The organism is Citrobacter sp. C13, from assembly GCF_014596815.2.
GTDB lineage: Bacteria > Pseudomonadota > Gammaproteobacteria > Enterobacterales > Enterobacteriaceae > Citrobacter > Citrobacter portucalensis.
In genome coordinates, this window is record NZ_CP115024.1 from 418,661 (window position 1) to 439,135 (window position 20,475).

A 20,475-nucleotide genomic window follows, 5' to 3' on the forward strand; every position below is an offset into this window, starting at 1 on the left:
GAAGTTACGGAGAGTAAAAATGAAAGTTCGTGCTTCCGTCAAGAAATTATGCCGTAACTGCAAAATCGTTAAGCGTGATGGTGTCATCCGTGTGATTTGCAGTGCCGAGCCGAAGCATAAACAGCGCCAAGGCTGATTTATTCGCATATTTTTCTTGCAAAGTTGGGTTGAGCTGGCTAGATTAGCCAGCCAATCTTTTGTATGTCTGTGCGTTTCCATTTGAGTATCCTGAAAACGGGCTTTTCAGCATGGTGCGTACATATTAAATAGTAGGAGTGCATAGTGGCCCGTATAGCAGGCATTAACATTCCTGATCAGAAACATGCTGTGATCGCATTAACTTCGATCTACGGCGTCGGCAAGACCCGTTCTAAAGCCATTCTGGCTGCCGCGGGTATCGCTGAAGATGTTAAGATCAGTGAGCTGTCTGAAGAACAAATCGACACGCTGCGTGACGAAGTTGCCAAATTTGTCGTTGAAGGTGATCTGCGCCGTGAAGTTAGCATGAGCATCAAGCGCCTTATGGATCTTGGTTGCTATCGCGGTTTGCGTCATCGTCGTGGTCTCCCGGTTCGCGGTCAGCGTACCAAGACCAACGCACGTACCCGTAAGGGTCCGCGCAAACCGATCAAGAAATAATCGGGGTGATTGAATAATGGCAAAGGCACCAATTCGTGCACGTAAACGTGTAAGAAAACAAGTCTCTGACGGCGTGGCTCATATCCATGCTTCTTTTAACAACACCATCGTTACCATTACTGATCGTCAGGGTAACGCACTGGGTTGGGCAACAGCCGGTGGTTCCGGTTTCCGTGGTTCTCGCAAATCCACTCCGTTTGCAGCTCAGGTTGCAGCAGAGCGTTGCGCTGAAGCCGTAAAAGAATACGGTATCAAGAATCTGGAAGTTATGGTCAAAGGACCGGGTCCAGGTCGCGAATCTACTGTTCGTGCTCTGAACGCCGCTGGTTTCCGCATCACTAATATTACTGATGTGACTCCGATCCCTCATAACGGTTGTCGTCCGCCGAAAAAACGTCGCGTATAACGCTGTCGTTTCTAGGATTGTTGGAGAAAGAAAATGGCAAGATATTTGGGTCCTAAGCTCAAGCTGAGCCGTCGTGAGGGCACTGACTTATTCCTTAAGTCTGGCGTTCGCGCGATCGATACCAAGTGTAAAATTGAACAAGCTCCTGGCCAGCACGGTGCGCGTAAACCGCGTCTGTCTGACTATGGTGTGCAGTTGCGTGAAAAGCAAAAAGTTCGCCGTATCTACGGTGTGCTGGAGCGTCAGTTCCGTAACTACTACAAAGAAGCAGCACGTCTGAAAGGCAACACCGGTGAAAACCTGTTGGGTCTGCTGGAAGGTCGTCTGGACAACGTTGTATACCGTATGGGCTTCGGTGCCACTCGTGCAGAAGCACGTCAGCTGGTCAGCCATAAAGCAATTATGGTAAACGGTCGTGTTGTTAACATCGCTTCTTATCAGGTTAGTCCGAATGACGTTGTTAGCATTCGTGAGAAAGCGAAGAAGCAGTCTCGCGTGAAAGCCGCTCTGGAGCTGGCTGAGCAGCGTGAAAAGCCAACCTGGCTGGAAGTTGATGCTGGCAAGATGGAAGGTACGTTCAAGCGTAAGCCGGAGCGTTCTGATCTGTCTGCGGACATTAACGAACACCTGATCGTCGAGCTTTACTCCAAGTAAAGCTTAGTACCAAAGAGAGGACACAATGCAGGGTTCTGTGACAGAGTTTCTAAAACCGCGCCTGGTAGATATCGAGCAAGTGAGTTCGACGCACGCCAAGGTGACCCTTGAGCCTTTAGAGCGTGGCTTTGGCCATACTTTGGGTAACGCACTGCGCCGTATTCTGCTCTCATCGATGCCGGGTTGCGCGGTGACCGAGGTTGAGATTGATGGTGTACTACATGAGTACAGCACCAAAGAAGGCGTTCAGGAAGATATCCTGGAAATCCTGCTCAACCTGAAAGGGCTGGCGGTGAGAGTTCAGGGTAAAGATGACGTTATTCTTACCTTGAATAAATCTGGCATTGGCCCTGTGACTGCAGCCGACATTACCCATGATGGTGATGTCGAAATCGTCAAGCCACAGCACGTGATCTGCCACCTGACCGATGAGAATGCATCTATTAGCATGCGTATCAAAGTTCAGCGCGGTCGTGGTTATGTGCCGGCTTCTACCCGAATTCATTCGGAAGAAGATGAGCGCCCAATCGGCCGTCTGCTGGTCGACGCATGCTACAGCCCTGTAGAGCGTATTGCCTACAATGTTGAAGCAGCGCGTGTAGAACAGCGTACCGACCTGGACAAGCTGGTCATCGAAATGGAAACCAACGGCACAATCGATCCTGAAGAGGCGATTCGTCGTGCGGCAACCATTCTGGCTGAACAACTGGAAGCTTTCGTTGATTTACGTGATGTACGTCAGCCGGAAGTTAAAGAAGAGAAACCAGAATTCGATCCGATCCTGCTGCGCCCTGTTGACGATCTGGAATTGACTGTCCGCTCTGCTAACTGCCTCAAAGCAGAAGCTATCCACTATATCGGTGATCTGGTACAGCGTACTGAGGTTGAGCTTCTTAAGACGCCTAACCTTGGTAAAAAATCTCTTACCGAGATTAAAGACGTGCTGGCTTCCCGTGGACTGTCTCTGGGCATGCGCCTGGAAAACTGGCCACCGGCAAGCATCGCTGACGAGTAACCGGATCACAGGTTAAGGTTTTACTGAGAAGGATAAGGTCATGCGCCATCGTAAGAGTGGTCGTCAACTGAACCGCAACAGCAGCCATCGCCAGGCTATGTTCCGCAATATGGCAGGTTCACTGGTTCGTCATGAAATCATCAAGACGACTCTGCCGAAAGCGAAAGAGCTGCGTCGCGTAGTTGAGCCGCTGATTACTCTTGCCAAGACTGATAGCGTAGCTAATCGTCGTCTGGCATTCGCCCGTACTCGTGATAACGAGATCGTGGCAAAACTGTTTAACGAACTGGGCCCGCGTTTTGCGAGCCGCGCCGGTGGTTACACTCGCATTCTGAAGTGTGGTTTCCGTGCAGGCGACAACGCGCCGATGGCATACATCGAGCTGGTTGATCGTTCAGAGAAAACAGAAGCTGCTGCAGAGTAATCTGTAGTAACGTAAAAAAACCCGCCTCGGCGGGTTTTTTTATATCCGTCATATCCCCACTTATCTACAATATCTGTACTCTTTTTGTTCATCCCCTGGAGTGTTGTATGCGGTTACTTGACCAGTGGGCAGAGCGCCATATTATTGATGCACAGTCTAAAGGCGAGTTTGATGATTTACCGGGAATGGGCGAACCGCTGACTCTTGACGATGACTCCCATGTCCCGCCTGAACTCCGAGCCGGATACCGTTTATTAAAAAATGCAGGTTGCCTTCCTCCTGAGCTCGAGCAACGCAGAGAGGCAATACAGCTGCTTGAAATACTCGCGGGGATCCGCAAAGATGATCCCAGTTATCCGGAGGTGAGCCGAAGACTGTCGCTACTGGAACTTAAACTTCGGCAGGCTGGACTCAGCACCGAGTTTTTGCGCGGTGACTACGCAGATAAGTTGCTAAAAAAGATCAACGACGAATAGCGGAGAGAGCATGTACCGAATTGGTGAAATAGCGAAACTGGCTGACGTGACGCCGGATACTATCCGCTACTATGAAAAGCAGCAGATGATGGAGCATGAAGTGCGTACTGAAGGCGGATTTCGGCTCTATACAGAAAGCGATCTTCAGCGCTTGAAGTTTATTCGTTATGCCCGGCAGCTTGGTTTCACTCTGGAGTCGATCCGCGAATTGCTTTCGATCCGTGTTGATCCCGAACACCATACCTGTCAGGAATCAAAAGGGATCGTCCAGGAAAGACTGCAAGAAGTCGAAGCCCGTATTGCTGAACTTCAGACGATGCAGCGGTCTCTGCAGCGATTGAATGATGCATGCTGCGGCAAGGCACACAGCAGCGTGTACTGCTCTATTCTTGAAGCTCTTGAGCAAGGCGCCAGTGGAACAACATCAGGCTGTTGATTTCTTGAACTGCCAGGTCTACACTCGCGGCGTAAATTCCTACAAACTGGAGATATTATGAGTCGTTATCAGCACACCAAAGGGCAGATAAAGGACAACGCCATTGAGGCGCTTCTGCATGACCCACTGTTCAGACAGCGCGTTGAGAAAAATAAGAAAGGGAAAGGAAGTTATCTACGTAAAGGAAAACATGGCAATCGGGGTAACTGGGAGACCAGTGGCAAGAAAGTAATTAACTTTTTTACCACTGGCCTTCTTGTTTCAGTGAGTGCTTAAGAGCGATTATTCTGTTCTTTCAGCAGGTCACGAATTTCACTTAGCAATATTTCTTCTTTCGATGGAGCTGGCGGTGCTGCCGGCTCTTCCGCTTTTTTACGGTTCAGTTTGTTGATCAGTTTGATTGCCATAAAGATAGCAAACGCAACAATAATGAAATCGAATACATTTTGAATAAATACACCGTAATGCATGACCACGGCAGGGATGTCTCCCTGTGCATCACGTAGCGTTAAAGCAAACTGTTTAAAATCAATTCCACCAATTAACAGCCCCAGCGGCGGCATAATGATATCGGCAACCAGTGATGAAACAATCTTACCGAATGCCGCGCCAATAATGACACCCACTGCCAAATCGACAACATTCCCGCGCATCGCGAATTCGCGAAACTCTTTAATAATGCTCATTTTATTCTCCCTATGCAGCTGACGTTTATAAGTTTAACAAATGTTTAGGCAATTTCCATTTATGTATTGCCGAAAGGAAAATTAATTAGACCATGAAAAATAAAGGGAAATAAAAAGGGCGCTGTATTAGCGCCCAAATTATTACAGGAAAAAAGGACTTGGCTGGAATAGTCGCTCGACGTCGGTAATAAACTTTTTATCTGTCAGGAACATAATTACGTGATCGCCCTGCTCAATGCGCAGGTTATCGTTGGCAATCATGACATCGTTACCACGTACAACGGCGCCAATAATGGTTCCGGGCGGAAGTTTAATTTCATCAATTGAACGCCCTACAACTCTCGACGTCGTTTCATCCCCGTGTGCGACGGCTTCAATGGCTTCCGCGACGCCACGGCGAAGTGAAGAAACGCCAACAATATCAGCTTTACGCACGTGGCTCAGCAGCGCGGAGATGGTCGCCTGCTGCGGTGAAATCGCAATATCGATCACGCTGCCTTGCACCAGATCGACGTATGCTCTGCGCTGGATCAACACCATTACTTTCTTGGCGCCCATCCGTTTGGCAAGCATCGCCGACATGATATTTGCTTCGTCATCATTGGTCACTGCGATGAACAGATCGACCTGATCGATATGTTCTTCGGCCAGTAACTCTTGATCCGAAGCATCACCAAAAAAGACGATTGTATTTTGTAGTTTCTCTGCAAGTTCGGATGCGCGTTGTTGATTACGTTCGATCAGTTTGACGCTGTAATCTTTTTCCAGACGACGTGCCAGACCCGCACCGATATTACCGCCACCCACTAACATAATGCGTTTGTACGGCTTTTCCAGACGCTGCAGTTCACTCATTACGGCGCGTATATGCTGTGATGCCGCAATAAAGAAGACTTCATCACCCGCTTCAACGATTGTAGAACCTTGCGGACGGATCGGTCGGTCATGACGGAAAATCGCCGCAACGCGGGTATCGATGTGCGGCATATGCTCACGCATTGTTGACAGCGCATTACCGATAAGCGGCCCGCCGTAATAGGCTTTTACTACTGCCAGACTGACTTTACCTTCGGCAAAATTCACCACCTGCAATGCGCCCGGATATTCAATCAGGCGATAAATACTATCAATAACCAGTTGCTCAGGCGCAATCAGGTGATCGATTGGCACCGCATCGGATTGGAACAGCTTGTCGGCATCGCGAACGTAATCTGGTGAACGAATACGGGCGATGCGATTAGGCGTATTAAACAGTGAATAAGCTACCTGGCAGGCAACCATATTTGTTTCATCTGAGCTGGTTACGGCAACCAGCATATCGGCATCGTCGGCACCGGCTTCACGCAATACGCGGGGATGCGAACCATGCCCTTGCACGACACGGAGATCAAACTTGTCCTGCAGGCTGCGCAGGCGTTCACCATTGGTATCGACTACCGTGATATCGTTGTTCTCTCCGACCAGGTTTTCAGCCAGCGTACCGCCAACTTGCCCTGCGCCCAGAATGATAATTTTCATCAGTCGCGACCCGTTATCTCATCACTTTTTGATTAGCTTAGCGTAAAAGAAGCCATCGCCATCTTCCGCACCCGGTAAATTCTGACGTCCGGGTTTTTCCGGCGTACCGGTTTCGCTTAATACCGCATCCGGTGTGCGTGCCAGGAAGGCGGCAATTTGCTGCTGGTTCTCTTCTGGCAGGATAGAACACGTTGCATACACCAGCGTGCCGCCAGATTTAAGATGTGACCAGGTAGCATTCAGGATCTCAGCCTGTAATTGGGCAAGTTCGGCAATATCCCGGTCGCGGCGCAGCCATTTGATATCCGGATGGCGACGGATCACCCCGGTTGCAGAACATGGGGCGTCCAGCAAAATACGGTCAAACTGTTGTTCACCGCACCACTGCTTTGGATAGCGTCCATCCCCCTGTTTTACGGTTGCCTTCATGCCCAGACGTTTCAGATTGTCGTAAACGCGCGATAAGCGTTTTTCATCCACATCGACGGCCATGACGTTAGCTTGCGGAGCAACTTCCAGAATGTGAGTGGTTTTACCGCCCGGCGCACAGCACAGGTCGAGGATCTGCTCACCGTCCTCCGGCAACAGATAATTTACGCATCCTTGAGCGGAAGCATCCTGAACGGTGACCCAACCTTCGTTAAAACCAGGGAGGGCGTGAACTGGGGCCGGTGTTTCCAGACGCACTGCATCCGGGTAGTCTGGATGCGGAAAACCTGTTAATCCCGCTTCGGTAAGCAGGTCTAGCCAGGCGTCGCGAGTATGGTGATTACGATTGACTCGTAGCCACATCGGCGGTCGCTGGTTATTGGCTTCAAGAATGGCTTCCCATTTCTGCGGATACGCACTCTTAATACGTTTCACCAGCCAGGAGGGGTGTAAGAAGCGCAAATCGCTTTGCGCAAACTCGGCCAGCAGTTCATCCTGACGGCGTTGAAACTGGCGCAGTACGCCGTTGATCAGCCCTTTCAGCTGTGGACGCTTAATAATGACCGCGCCTTCTACGGTCTCAGCTAACGCAGCGTGTGCTGGAATCCGAGTATGCAACAGTTGGTAGAAGCCCACCATGATCAGGTAGTGAACGGTGCGCTGTTTGCCCGTCATTGGACGTTCCATCAGTTGCTGGATCATCCACTCCAGTTGAGAGAGTGTACGTAATACGCCGAAGCAAAGTTCCTGTAACAGCGCTTTGTCTTTATCGGCAACTTTTTGCTGCATGGCGGGCAGCACGTTACTTAGTGATTGTCCTTTCTCGACAACCTGTTCGACGGCCTGGGCCGCCATACTGCGTAAATTAAGATGTTTTTTCATAAGCGCAAAAATAAAAATGCCCGGAGACACCGGGCTTAAAGAGATGAACCGTCAGGCCAGACGGTTTCCGGGCACGAACCACTCCCGGCGTGAATTAAGCAGATCCTGCGCGCTCATGGCTTTTTTACCGGCAGGCTGCAAAGAGATAAGATTCAGAATGCCGTCACCTGTTGCGACCTGGATACCCTGCTTTGTCGCCTCTAGAATGGTGCCTGGCTCGGCCTGGGTGTTTACAGCAATAACCGAAGCTTGCCAGACTTTCACTGGCTGACCATCGATTTCAAGCCAGCTCATTGGCCACGGGTTAAAGGCGCGGATGCAGCGTTCCAATTGAACAGCCGAAAGCGACCAGTCGATACGGGCCTCTTCTTTGCTGAGTTTTTCTGCATGCGTAACCAGTGATTCGTCTTGTACCACCGGTTTTATTGTACCGGCAGCCAGCTGTTTTAGCGTTTCAATCAGCCCCTGAGGCCCCAGGTCTGCCAGCTTGTCATATAACGAACCGCTGGTATCTTCTGCCGTAATTGGGCAGGACAGCTTCAGCAGCATATCACCGGTGTCGAGGCCAACATCCATCTGCATGATGGTAACACCGGTTTCGGCGTCGCCTGCCCACAGTGAGCGCTGGATCGGTGCTGCACCCCGCCAACGCGGAAGCAGGGAACCGTGAACGTTGATACAACCCAGGCGCGGCATTTCCAGTACTGCTTTTGGCAGGATCAGGCCATATGCCACCACCACCATCACGTCTGCGTGTAAATCAGCAACCAGTAGTTGGTTTTCCTGAGGGCGAAGAGAGACGGGTTGAAAGACCGGTATCCCTTTTTCTTCTGCCAGCACTTTTACCGGGCTGGGCATCAGCTTTTTACCGCGTCCCGCCGGGCGGTCCGGTTGGGTAAACACGCCAACGACGTTATGTCCAGAAGACAGCAGCGCGTCGAGATGACGCGCTGCAAAGTCAGGTGTACCCGCAAAAATAATACGTAGTGAGTCTGACACGTTGATCCTTGTCCTTAAGCTCGGGCGTTCAGGCGGTCGAGTTTTTCAACTTTCTGACGAATGCGTTGTTGCTTCAACGGAGACAGATAATCGATAAATAGTTTACCGACCAGGTGATCCATTTCATGTTGAATGCAGATAGCGAGCAGGCCATCGGCTTCCAGTTCAAAAGATTTGCCGTCGCGATCAAGCGCACGAATTTTTACTTTCTCTGCACGCGGTACTAACGCACGCTGTTCAGGAATAGACAGACAGCCTTCTTCAATGCCGGTTTCGCCGTCTTTTTCCAGCAGTTCTGGGTTAATGAGTACCAACTGCTCATCGCGATTTTCAGAGACATCAATAACAATGATGCGCTGATGAATATCGACCTGTGTTGCTGCCAGACCGATACCTTCTTCGGCGTACATCGTTTCGAACATATCATCAACGATACGCTGAATTTCTGCATTCACTTCTTCAACCGGTTTTGCGACTTTGCGAAGGCGCTCGTCCGGAATATGTAACACTTGCAAAACTGACATAGTTATCCAGAGTTGTGTTCAGGAGTTGAAAAGATAATTACCTCTATTCTAGACAAAACCCCCTCTGATTGACAGCATCAGTGACCAATCGCAAAGATTGCCAGGACTGCTTGTGGCAGGGGAACAGGGATGACCCAAATCGAAATTTGGCTACGTTTAGCGCAAGTGAATGAACTGTATGGTGATGAGATAGTGCGCGTTGCTCACTGGCTCAATACTCAACCGTGTATTAACAACGCGGTACTCTTGCAGGCTGGATTCTCTCCACGCCAGGCAAGACGCTTTTTAACCTTTTCAGATCTGACGCTGGAAAAAACGCTGCGCTGGCTTGAACAGCCTAACCACCATTTTGTGGTTGCCGACAGCGAGCATTATCCGCCACAGCTCCGTGCGATTGAGGATTATCCTGGGGTGCTTTTTGTTGCAGGAGCTCCCGCATGCCTCCACTCATTTCAAGTTGCCGTTGTCGGTAGTCGACAACACTCATGGTATGGCGAACGCTGGGGACGGTTGTTTTGCGAAAATCTTGCTGCATGTGGGGTGACGATCACCAGCGGTCTGGCCCGGGGGATTGATGGCGTGGCGCACAATGCTGCGATAAACCGACAAGGCACAAGTATTGCGGTGCTGGGAAATGGACTTGAGACCATTCACCCACGACAGCATATCCGTCTTGCGGAGCGACTTATTGAGGCTGGGGGCGCACTGGTGTCTGAGTTCCCATTAGATATGCTCCCTTTGCCGCGCAATTTTCCCCGACGAAATCGCATTATTAGTGGTCTAAGTAAAGGTGTACTGGTCGTTGAAGCTGCACAGCGTAGTGGTTCACTGGTTACTGCTCGCTGTGCACTGGAACAAGGGCGGGAGGTGTTTGCTTTACCAGGGCCGATTGGGAGCCCGGGAAGTGAAGGCCCGCATTGGCTTATTCAGCAGGGAGCCATGCTTGTGACGACACCAGAGGAAATTCTTGAAAATTTGCAATATGGGCTGCAATGGTTGCCAGATGAACCTGAAAAATCAATTTATTCGCCAGATCACGGAGAGGTGGCATTGCCATTTCCGGAGCTCCTGGCTAACGTAGGAGATGAGGTAACACCTGTTGACGTCGTCGCTGAACGTGCCGGCCAACCTGTGCCAGAGGTAGTGGCTCAACTGCTCGAACTGGAGTTAGCAGGGTGGATCGCAGCTGTACCCGGCGGCTATGTCCGATTGAGGAGGGCATGCCATGTTCGACGTACTAATGTATTTGTTTGAGACATATATCCATAACGAAGCTGAGCTGCGTGTGGATCAGGACAAACTGGAACGGGATCTTACCGACGCTGGTTTTGATCGTGAAGACATTTACAACGCGTTACTTTGGCTGGAGAAGCTTGCTGACTATCAGGATGGCCTTGCTGAACCTATGCAGCTGGCATCGGACCCTCTTTCTATACGTATTTATACTGCGGAAGAGTGCGATCGACTGGATGCAAGCTGTAGAGGATTCCTGCTATTCCTGGAGCAGATTCAGGTGCTAAACCTCGAAACGCGAGAAATGGTTATTGAGCGCGTACTCGCGCTGGATACGGCAGAGTTCGATCTGGAAGACCTGAAGTGGGTGATTCTGATGGTGCTATTCAACATTCCAGGTTGTGAAAATGCCTATCAGCAAATGGAAGAATTACTCTTTGAAGTGAATGAAGGTATGCTGCATTAATCAATCTTCATTCAGTATGAGTTGTTATGGCTAAATCAGCACTGTTCACGGTGCGTAAAAACGAGCCCTGCCCACAATGCGGGGCTGAACTGGTTATTCGTTCCGGGAAACACGGTCCATTTCTCGGTTGTTCACTCTATCCAGAATGCGATTACATCCGTCCGCTGAAATCTTCCGCGGACGGACATATTGTCAAAGTTCTGGAGGGTAAGCTTTGTCCTGCATGTGGCGCTGAGCTGGTGCTGAGACAGGGCCGATTCGGTATGTTTATTGGATGCAGTGACTATCCTGCGTGCGATCACACCGAGCTCATCGACAAGCCTGATGAAACAGCAATAGTCTGTCCTCAATGCCAGACTGGTCATCTTGTCCAGCGGCGTTCCCGTTATGGCAAAACCTTTTACTCCTGCGATCGCTATCCGGAGTGCCAGTTTGTCATTAACTTCAAACCGTTAGCCGGAGAATGTCCTGAGTGTCATTATCCGCTTCTCATCGAAAAGAAAACCGCGCAGGGTGTGAAGCATTTCTGTGCCAGTAAACAATGTGGAAAGCCGATTTCGGCGGAATAAAAAAGTGAATAATAACCTGCCCACAGATCCTATCGTTGCTGCGATAGCGGTTCTGAAACAAGAAAAAGTCATCGCCTATCCAACTGAAGCTGTATTTGGTGTCGGCTGCGACCCCGATAGCGAAACGGCGGTGAGCCGTTTGTTGGCGCTAAAACAACGTCCGGTCGATAAAGGGTTAATTTTAATCGCGTCAAACTTTGAACAACTTAAACCGTATATCGACGATAGCATGCTCACCGATGCTCAACGTGACGCTGTTTTCGCCCGTTGGCCTGGTCCTGTTACCTTCGTTTTCCCAGCGCTTGCGACAACGCCACGCTGGTTGACCGGGCGCTTTGATTCTCTGGCTGTTCGCGTCACCGATCACCCGCTGGTGGTTGCGTTGTGCCAGGCTTATGGCAAACCGTTAGTTTCTACCAGTGCTAATTTGAGTGGCTTACCGCCTTGCAGAACGGTAGAGGAAGTTCGCGCACAGTTCGGTACAGACTTTCCTGTGGTTGAAGGGGAGACCGGGGGGCGTTTGAATCCTTCGGAGATCCGTGATGCTCTGACAGGTGAACAGTTTCGACAGGGGTAATATGAAAGAAGCCTATGCTGTTTTTGGTAATCCGATAGCGCACAGTAAATCGCCCTTTATTCATCAGCAATTTGCAGAGCAACTGAAGATTGATTACTCCTACGGGCGTGTATTGGCACCCATCAATGATTTTGTGAATACCCTGAACGCTTTTTTTGCTGAGGGCGGGAAGGGGGCAAATGTCACCGTGCCTTTTAAAGAAGAGGCATTTGCACGTGCCGATGAACTAACGGAGCGGGCATCGCTTGCTGGAGCGGTCAACACCCTTAAACGGCTGGAGGATGGGCGTTTGCTGGGAGACAACACGGATGGTATCGGCTTGTTGAGCGATCTTGAGCGTTTATCTTTCATTCGTCCCGGATCGCGAGTTCTGCTGATTGGTGCGGGTGGTGCATCCCGTGGAGTTTTATTACCTCTTCTTTCTATGGATTGCGCGGTGACTATTGTTAACCGTACCGCTTCGCGCGCTGAAGAACTGGCACTAATCTTCTCCCATACCGGCAGCGTACAGGCGGTAGGAATGGATGAGCTTGATAATTACAGTTTTGATTTGATTATTAACGCGACATCCAGCGGAATTAGCGGTGAGATACCGGCTATTCCGACATCTCTTATTCACTCATCTGTCTATTGTTATGACATGTTTTATCAGAAAGGAGATACACCGTTCCTCTCCTGGTGTGCCGAACATGGGGCGAAACAATATGCTGATGGCCTGGGTATGCTGGTGGGGCAAGCAGCGCACGCCGTTTTACTCTGGCATGGGGTTTTGCCGCAGATTGAACCCGTCATTAAAAGCATGCAGCAGGAATTGTCGGCATGAATCAGGCGATCCAGTTTCCCGATCGAGAAGAATGGCGCACGGATGTCAGCGCCGTGGTTTTTCCGGCGATGGTTCATGGTATGCAGTTAACATGTGCCATATCTGGAGAGATGCTGGCGTCCCGCTTTGGCGGCGACACGCCTGAACAGTGGTTGGAAATCTTTCAACAGCATCGCTGGGATCTGGAAGAAGAAGCTGAAGGATTGATCCAGGACCAGCAGGAAGATGCTCAAGGTTGGGTGTGGTTACTCTGACTTAAATATTCATCTTTCCACTTAACATAGTTGTTAGCTGAATATTGTAAGCCTGCTTTCTCTTCATCGCTTAATGGACGGATTTGTTTAACCGGGCTTCCCAGGTACAGATACCCGCTTTCCAGGCGTTTGTTTTGGGGAACCAGGCTCCCAGCCCCAATCATAACGTCGTCTTCTACTACCACGCCATCCAGCAGAATCGAACCCATGCCGACTAATACGCGGTTGCCAATGATACAGCCGTGTAGCATGACTTTATGACCGACTGTTACATCCTCACCCACGATCAATGGATTACCCTGCGGATTAGACGTGGATTTATGTGTGACATGGAGAACGCTGCCGTCCTGAATGTTTGTACGGGCACCAATTTGTACATAGTTAACGTCGCCACGAATGGCAACCAGTGGCCAAATTCCGACATCATCAGCCAAACGAGCATCACCAATGACGACACTGCTGGTGTCGATCATCACGCGATTTCCGATCTGTGGGAAAAGATCCTTATAAGGACGCAGTACATCAGACATGTTTACCTCAACGAAAATAGAGCAGTAATGAAGACTTTGGTTGGATTATTGAGACTGTGCAAGTGGTTTAGCTATCAAAAATCAGCCAAATTGCGCAGGAATGTAGCGAAAGGAGTGAAAAACAAGCATTCAGAAAAAAAGATCCAAAAAATACTTGTGCTAAAAAATGGGATCCCTATAATGCGCCTCCATCGACACGGCGGATGTGAATCACTTCACGCAAACAGCCGGTTCGGTTGAAGAGAAAAACCTGAAAATGAGGGTTGACTCTGAAAGAGGAAAGCGTAATATACGCCACCTCGCGACAGAGCGCTAAAGCGCGTCGCAACTGCTCTTTAACAATTTATCAGACAATCTGTGTGGGCACTCGAAGATACGGATTCTTAACGTCGCAAGACGAAAAATGAATACCAAGTCTCAACGAGTGAACACGTAATTCATTACGAAGTTTAATTCATTGAGCATCAAACTTTTAAATTGAAGAGTTTGATCATGGCTCAGATTGAACGCTGGCGGCAGGCCTAACACATGCAAGTCGAACGGTAGCACAGAGGAGCTTGCTCCTTGGGTGACGAGTGGCGGACGGGTGAGTAATGTCTGGGAAACTGCCCGATGGAGGGGGATAACTACTGGAAACGGTAGCTAATACCGCATAACGTCGCAAGACCAAAGAGGGGGACCTTCGGGCCTCTTGCCATCGGATGTGCCCAGATGGGATTAGCTAGTAGGTGGGGTAACGGCTCACCTAGGCGACGATCCCTAGCTGGTCTGAGAGGATGACCAGCCACACTGGAACTGAGACACGGTCCAGACTCCTACGGGAGGCAGCAGTGGGGAATATTGCACAATGGGCGCAAGCCTGATGCAGCCATGCCGCGTGTATGAAGAAGGCCTTCGGGTTGTAAAGTACTTTCAGCGAGGAGGAAGGTGTTGTGGTTAATAACCGCAGCAATTGACGTTACTCGCAGAAGAAGCACCGGCTAACTCCGTGCCAGCAGCCGCGGTAATACGGAGGGTGCAAGCGTTAATCGGAATTACTGGGCGTAAAGCGCACGCAGGCGGTCTGTCAAGTCGGATGTGAAATCCCCGGGCTCAACCTGGGAACTGCATCCGAAACTGGCAGGCTAGAGTCTTGTAGAGGGGGGTAGAATTCCAGGTGTAGCGGTGAAATGCGTAGAGATCTGGAGGAATACCGGTGGCGAAGGCGGCCCCCTGGACAAAGACTGACGCTCAGGTGCGAAAGCGTGGGGAGCAAACAGGATTAGATACCCTGGTAGTCCACGCCGTAAACGATGTCGACTTGGAGGTTGTGCCCTTGAGGCGTGGCTTCCGGAGCTAACGCGTTAAGTCGACCGCCTGGGGAGTACGGCCGCAAGGTTAAAACTCAAATGAATTGACGGGGGCCCGCACAAGCGGTGGAGCATGTGGTTTAATTCGATGCAACGCGAAGAACCTTACCTACTCTTGACATCCAGAGAACTTAGCAGAGATGCTTTGGTGCCTTCGGGAACTCTGAGACAGGTGCTGCATGGCTGTCGTCAGCTCGTGTTGTGAAATGTTGGGTTAAGTCCCGCAACGAGCGCAACCCTTATCCTTTGTTGCCAGCGGTTCGGCCGGGAACTCAAAGGAGACTGCCAGTGATAAACTGGAGGAAGGTGGGGATGACGTCAAGTCATCATGGCCCTTACGAGTAGGGCTACACACGTGCTACAATGGCATATACAAAGAGAAGCGACCTCGCGAGAGCAAGCGGACCTCATAAAGTATGTCGTAGTCCGGATTGGAGTCTGCAACTCGACTCCATGAAGTCGGAATCGCTAGTAATCGTGGATCAGAATGCCACGGTGAATACGTTCCCGGGCCTTGTACACACCGCCCGTCACACCATGGGAGTGGGTTGCAAAAGAAGTAGGTAGCTTAACCTTCGGGAGGGCGCTTACCACTTTGTGATTCATGACTGGGGTGAAGTCGTAACAAGGTAACCGTAGGGGAACCTGCGGTTGGATCACCTCCTTACCTTAAAGAAACGTTCTTTGTAGTGCTCACACAGATTGTCTGATGAAAATTAGCAGTAAGAAAATCTCTGCAGGCTTGTAGCTCAGGTGGTTAGAGCGCACCCCTGATAAGGGTGAGGTCGGTGGTTCAAGTCCACTCAGGCCTACCAAATTCTTTCTGATACCGCGTTGTGAAACGACTCGCATACTTCAGTATGCTTCACCGTTCCACGCCTTGTCTCAGCAAGAATTAAGGTGAATGAGATAACTACGATGGGGCTATAGCTCAGCTGGGAGAGCGCCTGCCTTGCACGCAGGAGGTCTGCGGTTCGATCCCGCATAGCTCCACCATCCCTTACTGCAAAAACACAAGAAAACTTCAGAGTGTACCTGAAAAGGTTCACTGCGAAGTTTTGCTCTTTAAAAATCTGGATCAAGCTGAAAATTGAAACGACACACTGTTTCATTTCTCCGTAATAAGAAATGAAAAGCGGTGTGTTCGAGTCTCTCAAATTTTTGCAAACCGATGATGAATCGAAAGAAACATCTTCGGGTTGTGAGGTTAAGCGACTAAGCGTACACGGTGGATGCCCTGGCAGTCAGAGGCGATGAAGGACGTGCTAATCTGCGATAAGCGTCGGTAAGGTGATATGAACCGTTATAACCGGCGATTTCCGAATGGGGAAACCCAGTGTGATTCGTCACACTATCATTACGTGAATACATAGCGTAATGAAGCGAACCGGGGGAACTGAAACATCTAAGTACCCCGAGGAAAAGAAATCAACCGAGATTCCCCCAGTAGCGGCGAGCGAACGGGGAGCAGCCCAGAGTCTGAATCAGCATGTGTGTTAGTGGAAGCGTCTGGAAAGTCGCACGATACAGGGTGAAAGTCCCGTACACAAAAGTGCATGTGTTGTGAACTCGAAGAGTAGGGCGGGACACGTGGTATCCTGTCTGAATATGGGGGGACCATCCTCCAAGGCTAAATACTCCTGACTGACCGATAGTGAACCAGTACCGTGAGGGAAAGGCGAAAAGAACCCCGGCGAGGGGAGTGAAAAAGAACCTGAAACCGTGTACGTACAAGCAGTGGGAGCACCCTTTGGGGTGTGACTGCGTACCTTTTGTATAATGGGTCAGCGACTTATATTCTGTAGCAAGGTTAACCGAATAGGGGAGCCGAAGGGAAACCGAGTCTTAACTGGGCGTTAAGTTGCAGGGTATAGACCCGAAACCCGGTGATCTAGCCATGGGCAGGTTGAAGGTTGGGTAACACTAACTGGAGGACCGAACCGACTAATGTTGAAAAATTAGCGGATGACTTGTGGCTGGGGGTGAAAGGCCAATCAAACCGGGAGATAGCTGGTTCTCCCCGAAAGCTATTTAGGTAGCGCCTCGTGAATTCATCTTCGGGGGTAGAGCACTGTTTCGGCTAGGGGGTCATCCCGACTTACCAACCCGATGCAAACTGCGAATACCGAAGAATGTTATCACGGGAGACACACGGCGGGTGCTAACGTCCGTCGTGAAGAGGGAAACAACCCAGACCGCCAGCTAAGGTCCCAAAGTCATGGTTAAGTGGGAAACGATGTGGGAAGGCACAGACAGCCAGGATGTTGGCTTAGAAGCAGCCATCATTTAAAGAAAGCGTAATAGCTCACTGGTCGAGTCGGCCTGCGCGGAAGATGTAACGGGGCTAAACCATGCACCGAAGCTGCGGCAGCGACACTATGTGTTGTTGGGTAGGGGAGCGTTCTGTAAGCCGTTGAAGGTGTACTGTGAGGTATGCTGGAGGTATCAGAAGTGCGAATGCTGACATAAGTAACGATAATGCGGGTGAAAAACCCGCACGCCGGAAGACCAAGGGTTCCTGTCCAACGTTAATCGGGGCAGGGTGAGTCGACCCCTAAGGCGAGGCCGAAAGGCGTAGTCGATGGGAAACAGGTTAATATTCCTGTACTTGGTGTTACTGCGAAGGGGGGACGGAGAAGGCTATGTTAGCCGGGCGACGGTTGTCCCGGTTTAAGCATGTAGGCGGGAAGTTTAGGTAAATCCGGACTTCTTTTAACGCTGAGGTGTGATGACGAGGCACTACGGTGCTGAAGTAACAAATGCCCTGCTTCCAGGAAAAGCCTCTAAGCATCAGGTAACACGAAATCGTACCCCAAACCGACACAGGTGGTCAGGTAGAGAATACCAAGGCGCTTGAGAGAACTCGGGTGAAGGAACTAGGCAAAATGGTGCCGTAACTTCGGGAGAAGGCACGCTGATATGTAGGTGAAGTGGTTTACCCATGGAGCTGAAATCAGTCGAAGATACCAGCTGGCTGCAACTGTTTATTAAAAACACAGCACTGTGCAAACACGAAAGTGGACGTATACGGTGTGACGCCTGCCCGGTGCCGGAAGGTTAATTGATGGGGTTATCCGTAAGGAGAAGCTCTTGATCGAAGCCCCGGTAAACGGCGGCCGTAACTATAACGGTCCTAAGGTAGCGAAATTCCTTGTCGGGTAAGTTCCGACCTGCACGAATGGCGTAATGATGGCCAGGCTGTCTCCACCCGAGACTCAGTGAAATTGAACTCGCTGTGAAGATGCAGTGTACCCGCGGCAAGACGGAAAGACCCCGTGAACCTTTACTATAGCTTGACACTGAACACTGGTCCTTGATGTGTAGGATAGGTGGGAGGCTTTGAAGTGTGGACGCCAGTCTGCATGGAGCCATCCTTGAAATACCACCCTTTAATGGCTGGTGTTCTAACGTAGACCCGTGATCCGGGTTGCGGACAGTGTCTGGTGGGTAGTTTGACTGGGGCGGTCTCCTCCTAAAGAGTAACGGAGGAGCACGAAGGTTAGCTAATCCTGGTCGGACATCAGGAGGTTAGTGCAAAGGCATAAGCTAGCTTGACTGCGAGAGTGACGGCTCGAGCAGGTGCGAAAGCAGGTCTTAGTGATCCGGTGGTTCTGAATGGAAGGGCCATCGCTCAACGGATAAAAGGTACTCCGGGGATAACAGGCTGATACCGCCCAAGAGTTCATATCGACGGCGGTGTTTGGCACCTCGATGTCGGCTCATCACATCCTGGGGCTGAAGTAGGTCCCAAGGGTATGGCTGTTCGCCATTTAAAGTGGTACGCGAGCTGGGTTTAGAACGTCGTGAGACAGTTCGGTCCCTATCTGCCGTGGGCGCTGGAGAATTGAGGGGGGCTGCTCCTAGTACGAGAGGACCGGAGTGGACGCATCACTGGTGTTCGGGTTGTCATGCCAATGGCATTGCCCGGTAGCTAAATGCGGAAGAGATAAGTGCTGAAAGCATCTAAGCACGAAACTTGCCCCGAGATGAGTTCTCCCTGACTCCTTGAGAGTCCTGAAGGAACGTTAAAGACGATGACGTTGATAGGTCGGGTGTGTAAGTGTAGCGATACATTGAGCTAACCGATACTAATGAACCGTGAGGCTTAACCTTACAACGCCGAAGATGTTTTGGCGAAAGAAAGACATCGATTTCAGTCTGATTACAGATGACATCGACATGCTAAAAGCGTGTTGATAAACAGAATTTGCCTGGCGGCTGTAGCGCGGTGGTCCCACCTGACCCCATGCCGAACTCAGAAGTGAAACGCCGTAGCGCCGATGGTAGTGTGGGGTCTCCCCATGCGAGAGTAGGGAACTGCCAGGCATCAAATTTAGTGTGCTGATATGGCTCAGTTGGTAGAGCGCACCCTTGGTAAGGGTGAGGTCCCCAGTTCGACTCTGGGTATCAGCACCAGTTTTTCGGTTAAAGTTCGGCACTTAGAAAAGAATTTGTCTGGCGGCTGTAGCGCGGTGGTCCCACCTGACCCCATGCCGAACTCAGAAGTGAAACGCCGTAGCGCCGATGGTAGTGTGGGGTCTCCCCATGCGAGAGTAGGGAACTGCCAGACATCAAATAAAAGCGAAAGGCTCAGTCGAAAGACTGGGCCTTTTGTTTTATCTGTTGTTTGTCGGCGAGCGCTCTCCTGAGGAGGACAAATCCGCCGGGAGCGGATCTGAACGTTGCGCAGCAACGGCCCGGAGGGTGGCGGGCAGCACGCCCGCCATAAACTGCCAGACATCAAATAAGTGAAAAGGCCATCCTTTCGGATGGCCTTTTTGCATTTATACGCGAAAATCAGCCGGAACTGTATCCGGCATATATATTTAATGAATAACCTGCGATAAAAACGCGCGAGTGCGTTCCGATTTGGGGTGAGCAAAAAACTCATCCGGTGGTGCCTGTTCCACAATCTCGCCAAGATCCATAAAGATCACCCGGTCGGCTACTGTGCGGGCAAAGCCCATTTCATGGGTTACACATAGCATGGTCATACCCGATTGCGCCAGACCTATCATGGTATCCAGCACTTCTTTTACCATTTCAGGATCCAACGCTGATGTGGGTTCATCAAATAACATGATTTTGGGTTTCATACACAGCGAGCGTGCAATGGCCACGCGCTGTTGTTGTCCACCAGAGATTTGCCCGGGATATTTATGCGCATGTTCGGCAATGCGGACCCGCTCAAGGTAGTGCATTGCCAGTACTTCAGCCTCTTTTTTCGGCATCTTTTGCACCCAGATAGGCGCCAGTGTGCAGTTTTGCAAGACAGTTAAATGAGGAAAGAGATTAAAGTGCTGAAAGACCATGCCGACTTCTTGTCGGACGCGCTCAATATTGCGGATGTCTTCATTGAGTTCAATCCCATCCACCACAATGCGTCCTTGCTGATGTTCTTCAAGATGGTTAATACAGCGGATAGTTGTCGATTTACCCGAACCGGAAGGCCCGCATAATACGATGCGCTCTCCCTGTTTTACCTTTAGGTTGATGTTTTTCAGGACATGAAACTGTCCGTACCATTTGTTGACGTTTTCCAGTGTAATCATCGAGTCGGTAGACGGCATTAATAATTGGCTCATA

Annotated in this window: 22 protein-coding genes, 3 tRNA genes and 4 rRNA genes; 22 read left to right on the top strand and 7 right to left on the bottom strand. The window is 50.4% G+C overall.

The annotated features are described in order from the left end of the window. The first annotated feature begins 19 nt into the window (after positions 1-19). The 9 genes from rpmJ to IB222_RS02075 all read left to right on the top strand — a co-directional run bounded on the left by rpmJ (position 20) and on the right by IB222_RS02075 (position 4,326). A complete protein-coding gene (gene rpmJ / locus IB222_RS02035) occupies positions 20-136 on the top strand; it encodes a 50S ribosomal protein L36 (RefSeq protein WP_000868187.1) in 117 nt (38 codons plus the stop codon). A 146-nt stretch (positions 137-282) separates the two neighbouring features. Beyond that, entirely contained in the window at positions 283-639 is a 357-nt protein-coding gene (gene rpsM, locus IB222_RS02040) for a 30S ribosomal protein S13 (RefSeq protein ID WP_003031135.1), read from the top strand. Between the two features lie 16 nt (positions 640-655). Next, positions 656-1,045: a 30S ribosomal protein S11 gene (gene rpsK / locus IB222_RS02045; RefSeq protein WP_003031137.1), complete on the top strand. Its 390-nt coding sequence runs from the start codon at positions 656-658 to the stop codon at positions 1,043-1,045. Between the two features lie 33 nt (positions 1,046-1,078). After that, on the top strand, positions 1,079-1,699 hold the full coding sequence (gene rpsD, locus IB222_RS02050; protein ID WP_003031138.1) for a 30S ribosomal protein S4: 621 nt from the start codon (positions 1,079-1,081) through the stop codon (positions 1,697-1,699). Between the two features lie 25 nt (positions 1,700-1,724). Continuing rightward, positions 1,725-2,714, top strand: a complete 990-nt coding sequence (gene rpoA, locus IB222_RS02055; protein ID WP_003031139.1) for a DNA-directed RNA polymerase subunit alpha — start codon at positions 1,725-1,727, stop codon at positions 2,712-2,714. A 40-nt stretch (positions 2,715-2,754) separates the two neighbouring features. Next, the gene (gene rplQ / locus IB222_RS02060) at positions 2,755-3,138 is read left to right on the top strand and encodes a 50S ribosomal protein L17 (protein WP_001216370.1); all 384 of its coding nucleotides are present in this window, start codon (positions 2,755-2,757) and stop codon (positions 3,136-3,138) included. Positions 3,139-3,245: 107 nt separating this feature from the next. Beyond that, entirely contained in the window at positions 3,246-3,614 is a 369-nt protein-coding gene (locus IB222_RS02065) for a DUF1992 domain-containing protein (RefSeq protein WP_148361406.1), read from the top strand. A gap of 10 nt (positions 3,615-3,624) precedes the next feature. Next, positions 3,625-4,050: a Zn(2+)-responsive transcriptional regulator gene (gene zntR, locus IB222_RS02070; RefSeq protein WP_003031145.1), complete on the top strand. Its 426-nt coding sequence runs from the start codon at positions 3,625-3,627 to the stop codon at positions 4,048-4,050. 57 nt (positions 4,051-4,107) lie between these two features. Beyond that, a complete protein-coding gene (locus IB222_RS02075; RefSeq protein ID WP_149385113.1) occupies positions 4,108-4,326 on the top strand; it encodes an alternative ribosome-rescue factor A in 219 nt (72 codons plus the stop codon). Here the strand turns inward: IB222_RS02075 and mscL are convergent. The 5 genes from mscL to def all read right to left on the bottom strand — a co-directional run bounded on the left by mscL (position 4,323) and on the right by def (position 9,088). Then, on the bottom strand, positions 4,323-4,736 hold the full coding sequence (gene mscL / locus IB222_RS02080; protein ID WP_148361407.1) for a large-conductance mechanosensitive channel protein MscL: 414 nt from the start codon (positions 4,734-4,736) through the stop codon (positions 4,323-4,325). The two genes, IB222_RS02075 and mscL, sit on opposite strands and share 4 nt — an antisense overlap. Before the next feature lie 141 nt (positions 4,737-4,877). Next, on the bottom strand, positions 4,878-6,254 hold the full coding sequence (gene trkA, locus IB222_RS02085; protein ID WP_003031153.1) for a Trk system potassium transporter TrkA: 1,377 nt from the start codon (positions 6,252-6,254) through the stop codon (positions 4,878-4,880). 21 nt (positions 6,255-6,275) lie between these two features. Continuing rightward, complete coding sequence (rsmB, locus tag IB222_RS02090) at positions 6,276-7,565, bottom strand: 16S rRNA (cytosine(967)-C(5))-methyltransferase RsmB (protein ID WP_148361408.1); 1,290 nt, start codon at positions 7,563-7,565, stop codon at positions 6,276-6,278. Positions 7,566-7,616: 51 nt separating this feature from the next. After that, positions 7,617-8,564, bottom strand: a complete 948-nt coding sequence (fmt, locus tag IB222_RS02095) for a methionyl-tRNA formyltransferase (protein WP_003828282.1) — start codon at positions 8,562-8,564, stop codon at positions 7,617-7,619. Positions 8,565-8,578: 14 nt separating this feature from the next. Next, positions 8,579-9,088: a peptide deformylase gene (def, locus tag IB222_RS02100; protein ID WP_003828283.1), complete on the bottom strand. Its 510-nt coding sequence runs from the start codon at positions 9,086-9,088 to the stop codon at positions 8,579-8,581. Positions 9,089-9,217: 129 nt separating this feature from the next. Between def and dprA the strand changes: the two genes are divergently transcribed. Genes dprA through IB222_RS02130 form a run of 6 tightly spaced genes read left to right on the top strand, consistent with a single transcriptional unit; the run spans position 9,218 to position 13,010 of the window. Beyond that, positions 9,218-10,342: a DNA-protecting protein DprA gene (gene dprA, locus IB222_RS02105; RefSeq protein ID WP_126957926.1), complete on the top strand. Its 1,125-nt coding sequence runs from the start codon at positions 9,218-9,220 to the stop codon at positions 10,340-10,342. Beyond that, a complete protein-coding gene (smg, locus tag IB222_RS02110) occupies positions 10,314-10,787 on the top strand; it encodes a DUF494 family protein Smg (RefSeq protein ID WP_003031162.1) in 474 nt (157 codons plus the stop codon). The genes dprA and smg overlap by 29 nt, the downstream gene beginning before the upstream one ends. A gap of 26 nt (positions 10,788-10,813) precedes the next feature. Next, positions 10,814-11,356 (top strand): type I DNA topoisomerase, encoded by a 543-nt coding sequence (locus IB222_RS02115; protein ID WP_148361409.1) that lies wholly within the window; start codon positions 10,814-10,816, stop codon positions 11,354-11,356. 4 nt (positions 11,357-11,360) lie between these two features. Then, positions 11,361-11,933, top strand: a complete 573-nt coding sequence (gene tsaC, locus IB222_RS02120) for an L-threonylcarbamoyladenylate synthase type 1 TsaC (protein WP_003828289.1) — start codon at positions 11,361-11,363, stop codon at positions 11,931-11,933. Between the two features lies 1 nt (position 11,934). Next, on the top strand, positions 11,935-12,756 hold the full coding sequence (aroE, locus tag IB222_RS02125; protein WP_148361410.1) for a shikimate dehydrogenase: 822 nt from the start codon (positions 11,935-11,937) through the stop codon (positions 12,754-12,756). Further along, the gene (locus tag IB222_RS02130) at positions 12,753-13,010 is read left to right on the top strand and encodes a DUF1488 domain-containing protein (protein WP_148361411.1); all 258 of its coding nucleotides are present in this window, start codon (positions 12,753-12,755) and stop codon (positions 13,008-13,010) included. Before aroE ends, IB222_RS02130 begins: the two co-directional genes overlap by 4 nt. Here IB222_RS02130 and IB222_RS02135 read toward each other — a convergent pair. Beyond that, entirely contained in the window at positions 12,986-13,540 is a 555-nt protein-coding gene (locus IB222_RS02135) for a gamma carbonic anhydrase family protein (protein ID WP_003031171.1), read from the bottom strand. The genes IB222_RS02130 and IB222_RS02135 overlap by 25 nt on opposite strands. A gap of 474 nt (positions 13,541-14,014) precedes the next feature. On the opposite strand from IB222_RS02135, the gene IB222_RS02140 reads away from it, so the two are divergent. The 7 genes from IB222_RS02140 (at position 14,015) to rrf (IB222_RS02170) (ending at position 19,459) form a co-directional block, all read left to right on the top strand. Beyond that, a 16S ribosomal RNA gene (locus IB222_RS02140) occupies positions 14,015-15,556 on the top strand. Between the two features lie 71 nt (positions 15,557-15,627). Continuing rightward, positions 15,628-15,704: transfer RNA gene (locus tag IB222_RS02145), tRNA-Ile, on the top strand. A gap of 105 nt (positions 15,705-15,809) precedes the next feature. Further along, positions 15,810-15,885 (top strand) — tRNA-Ala (locus IB222_RS02150). A 209-nt stretch (positions 15,886-16,094) separates the two neighbouring features. Continuing rightward, positions 16,095-19,002, top strand: a 23S ribosomal RNA gene (locus tag IB222_RS02155). Positions 19,003-19,099: 97 nt separating this feature from the next. Continuing rightward, positions 19,100-19,215 (top strand): 5S ribosomal RNA (gene rrf, locus IB222_RS02160). A 14-nt stretch (positions 19,216-19,229) separates the two neighbouring features. Continuing rightward, positions 19,230-19,305, top strand: a tRNA-Thr gene (locus IB222_RS02165). Positions 19,306-19,343: 38 nt separating this feature from the next. Next, positions 19,344-19,459 (top strand): 5S ribosomal RNA (gene rrf / locus IB222_RS02170). Together the 16S, 23S and 5S rRNA genes with 3 tRNA genes alongside form the textbook arrangement of a ribosomal RNA operon. A gap of 256 nt (positions 19,460-19,715) precedes the next feature. Here the strand turns inward: rrf (IB222_RS02170) and IB222_RS02175 are convergent. Then, complete coding sequence (locus IB222_RS02175) at positions 19,716-20,474, bottom strand: amino acid ABC transporter ATP-binding protein (RefSeq protein WP_126317321.1); 759 nt, start codon at positions 20,472-20,474, stop codon at positions 19,716-19,718. Between the last annotated feature and the right edge of the window lies 1 nt (position 20,475).

What these genes read in the sequence shown, in the direction of transcription:
- rpmJ (WP_000868187.1), top strand. Translation starts at nt 20, where the DNA reads ATGAAAGTTCGTGCTTCCGTCAAGAAATTATGCCGTAACTGCAAAATC.
- rpsK (WP_003031137.1), top strand. Translation starts at nt 656, where the DNA reads ATGGCAAAGGCACCAATTCGTGCACGTAAACGTGTAAGAAAACAAGTC.
- rpsD (WP_003031138.1), top strand. Translation starts at nt 1,079, where the DNA reads ATGGCAAGATATTTGGGTCCTAAGCTCAAGCTGAGCCGTCGTGAGGGC.
- rpoA (WP_003031139.1), top strand. Translation starts at nt 1,725, where the DNA reads ATGCAGGGTTCTGTGACAGAGTTTCTAAAACCGCGCCTGGTAGATATC.
- rplQ (WP_001216370.1), top strand. Translation starts at nt 2,755, where the DNA reads ATGCGCCATCGTAAGAGTGGTCGTCAACTGAACCGCAACAGCAGCCAT.
- IB222_RS02065 (WP_148361406.1), top strand. Translation starts at nt 3,246, where the DNA reads ATGCGGTTACTTGACCAGTGGGCAGAGCGCCATATTATTGATGCACAG.
- zntR (WP_003031145.1), top strand. Translation starts at nt 3,625, where the DNA reads ATGTACCGAATTGGTGAAATAGCGAAACTGGCTGACGTGACGCCGGAT.
- IB222_RS02075 (WP_149385113.1), top strand. Translation starts at nt 4,108, where the DNA reads ATGAGTCGTTATCAGCACACCAAAGGGCAGATAAAGGACAACGCCATT.
- mscL (WP_148361407.1), bottom strand. Translation starts at nt 4,736, where the DNA reads ATGAGCATTATTAAAGAGTTTCGCGAATTCGCGATGCGCGGGAATGTT.
- trkA (WP_003031153.1), bottom strand. Translation starts at nt 6,254, where the DNA reads ATGAAAATTATCATTCTGGGCGCAGGGCAAGTTGGCGGTACGCTGGCT.
- rsmB (WP_148361408.1), bottom strand. Translation starts at nt 7,565, where the DNA reads ATGAAAAAACATCTTAATTTACGCAGTATGGCGGCCCAGGCCGTCGAA.
- def (WP_003828283.1), bottom strand. Translation starts at nt 9,088, where the DNA reads ATGTCAGTTTTGCAAGTGTTACATATTCCGGACGAGCGCCTTCGCAAA.
- dprA (WP_126957926.1), top strand. Translation starts at nt 9,218, where the DNA reads ATGACCCAAATCGAAATTTGGCTACGTTTAGCGCAAGTGAATGAACTG.
- smg (WP_003031162.1), top strand. Translation starts at nt 10,314, where the DNA reads ATGTTCGACGTACTAATGTATTTGTTTGAGACATATATCCATAACGAA.
- IB222_RS02115 (WP_148361409.1), top strand. Translation starts at nt 10,814, where the DNA reads ATGGCTAAATCAGCACTGTTCACGGTGCGTAAAAACGAGCCCTGCCCA.
- aroE (WP_148361410.1), top strand. Translation starts at nt 11,935, where the DNA reads ATGAAAGAAGCCTATGCTGTTTTTGGTAATCCGATAGCGCACAGTAAA.
- IB222_RS02130 (WP_148361411.1), top strand. Translation starts at nt 12,753, where the DNA reads ATGAATCAGGCGATCCAGTTTCCCGATCGAGAAGAATGGCGCACGGAT.
- IB222_RS02135 (WP_003031171.1), bottom strand. Translation starts at nt 13,540, where the DNA reads ATGTCTGATGTACTGCGTCCTTATAAGGATCTTTTCCCACAGATCGGA.
- IB222_RS02175 (WP_126317321.1), bottom strand. Translation starts at nt 20,474, where the DNA reads ATGAGCCAATTATTAATGCCGTCTACCGACTCGATGATTACACTGGAA.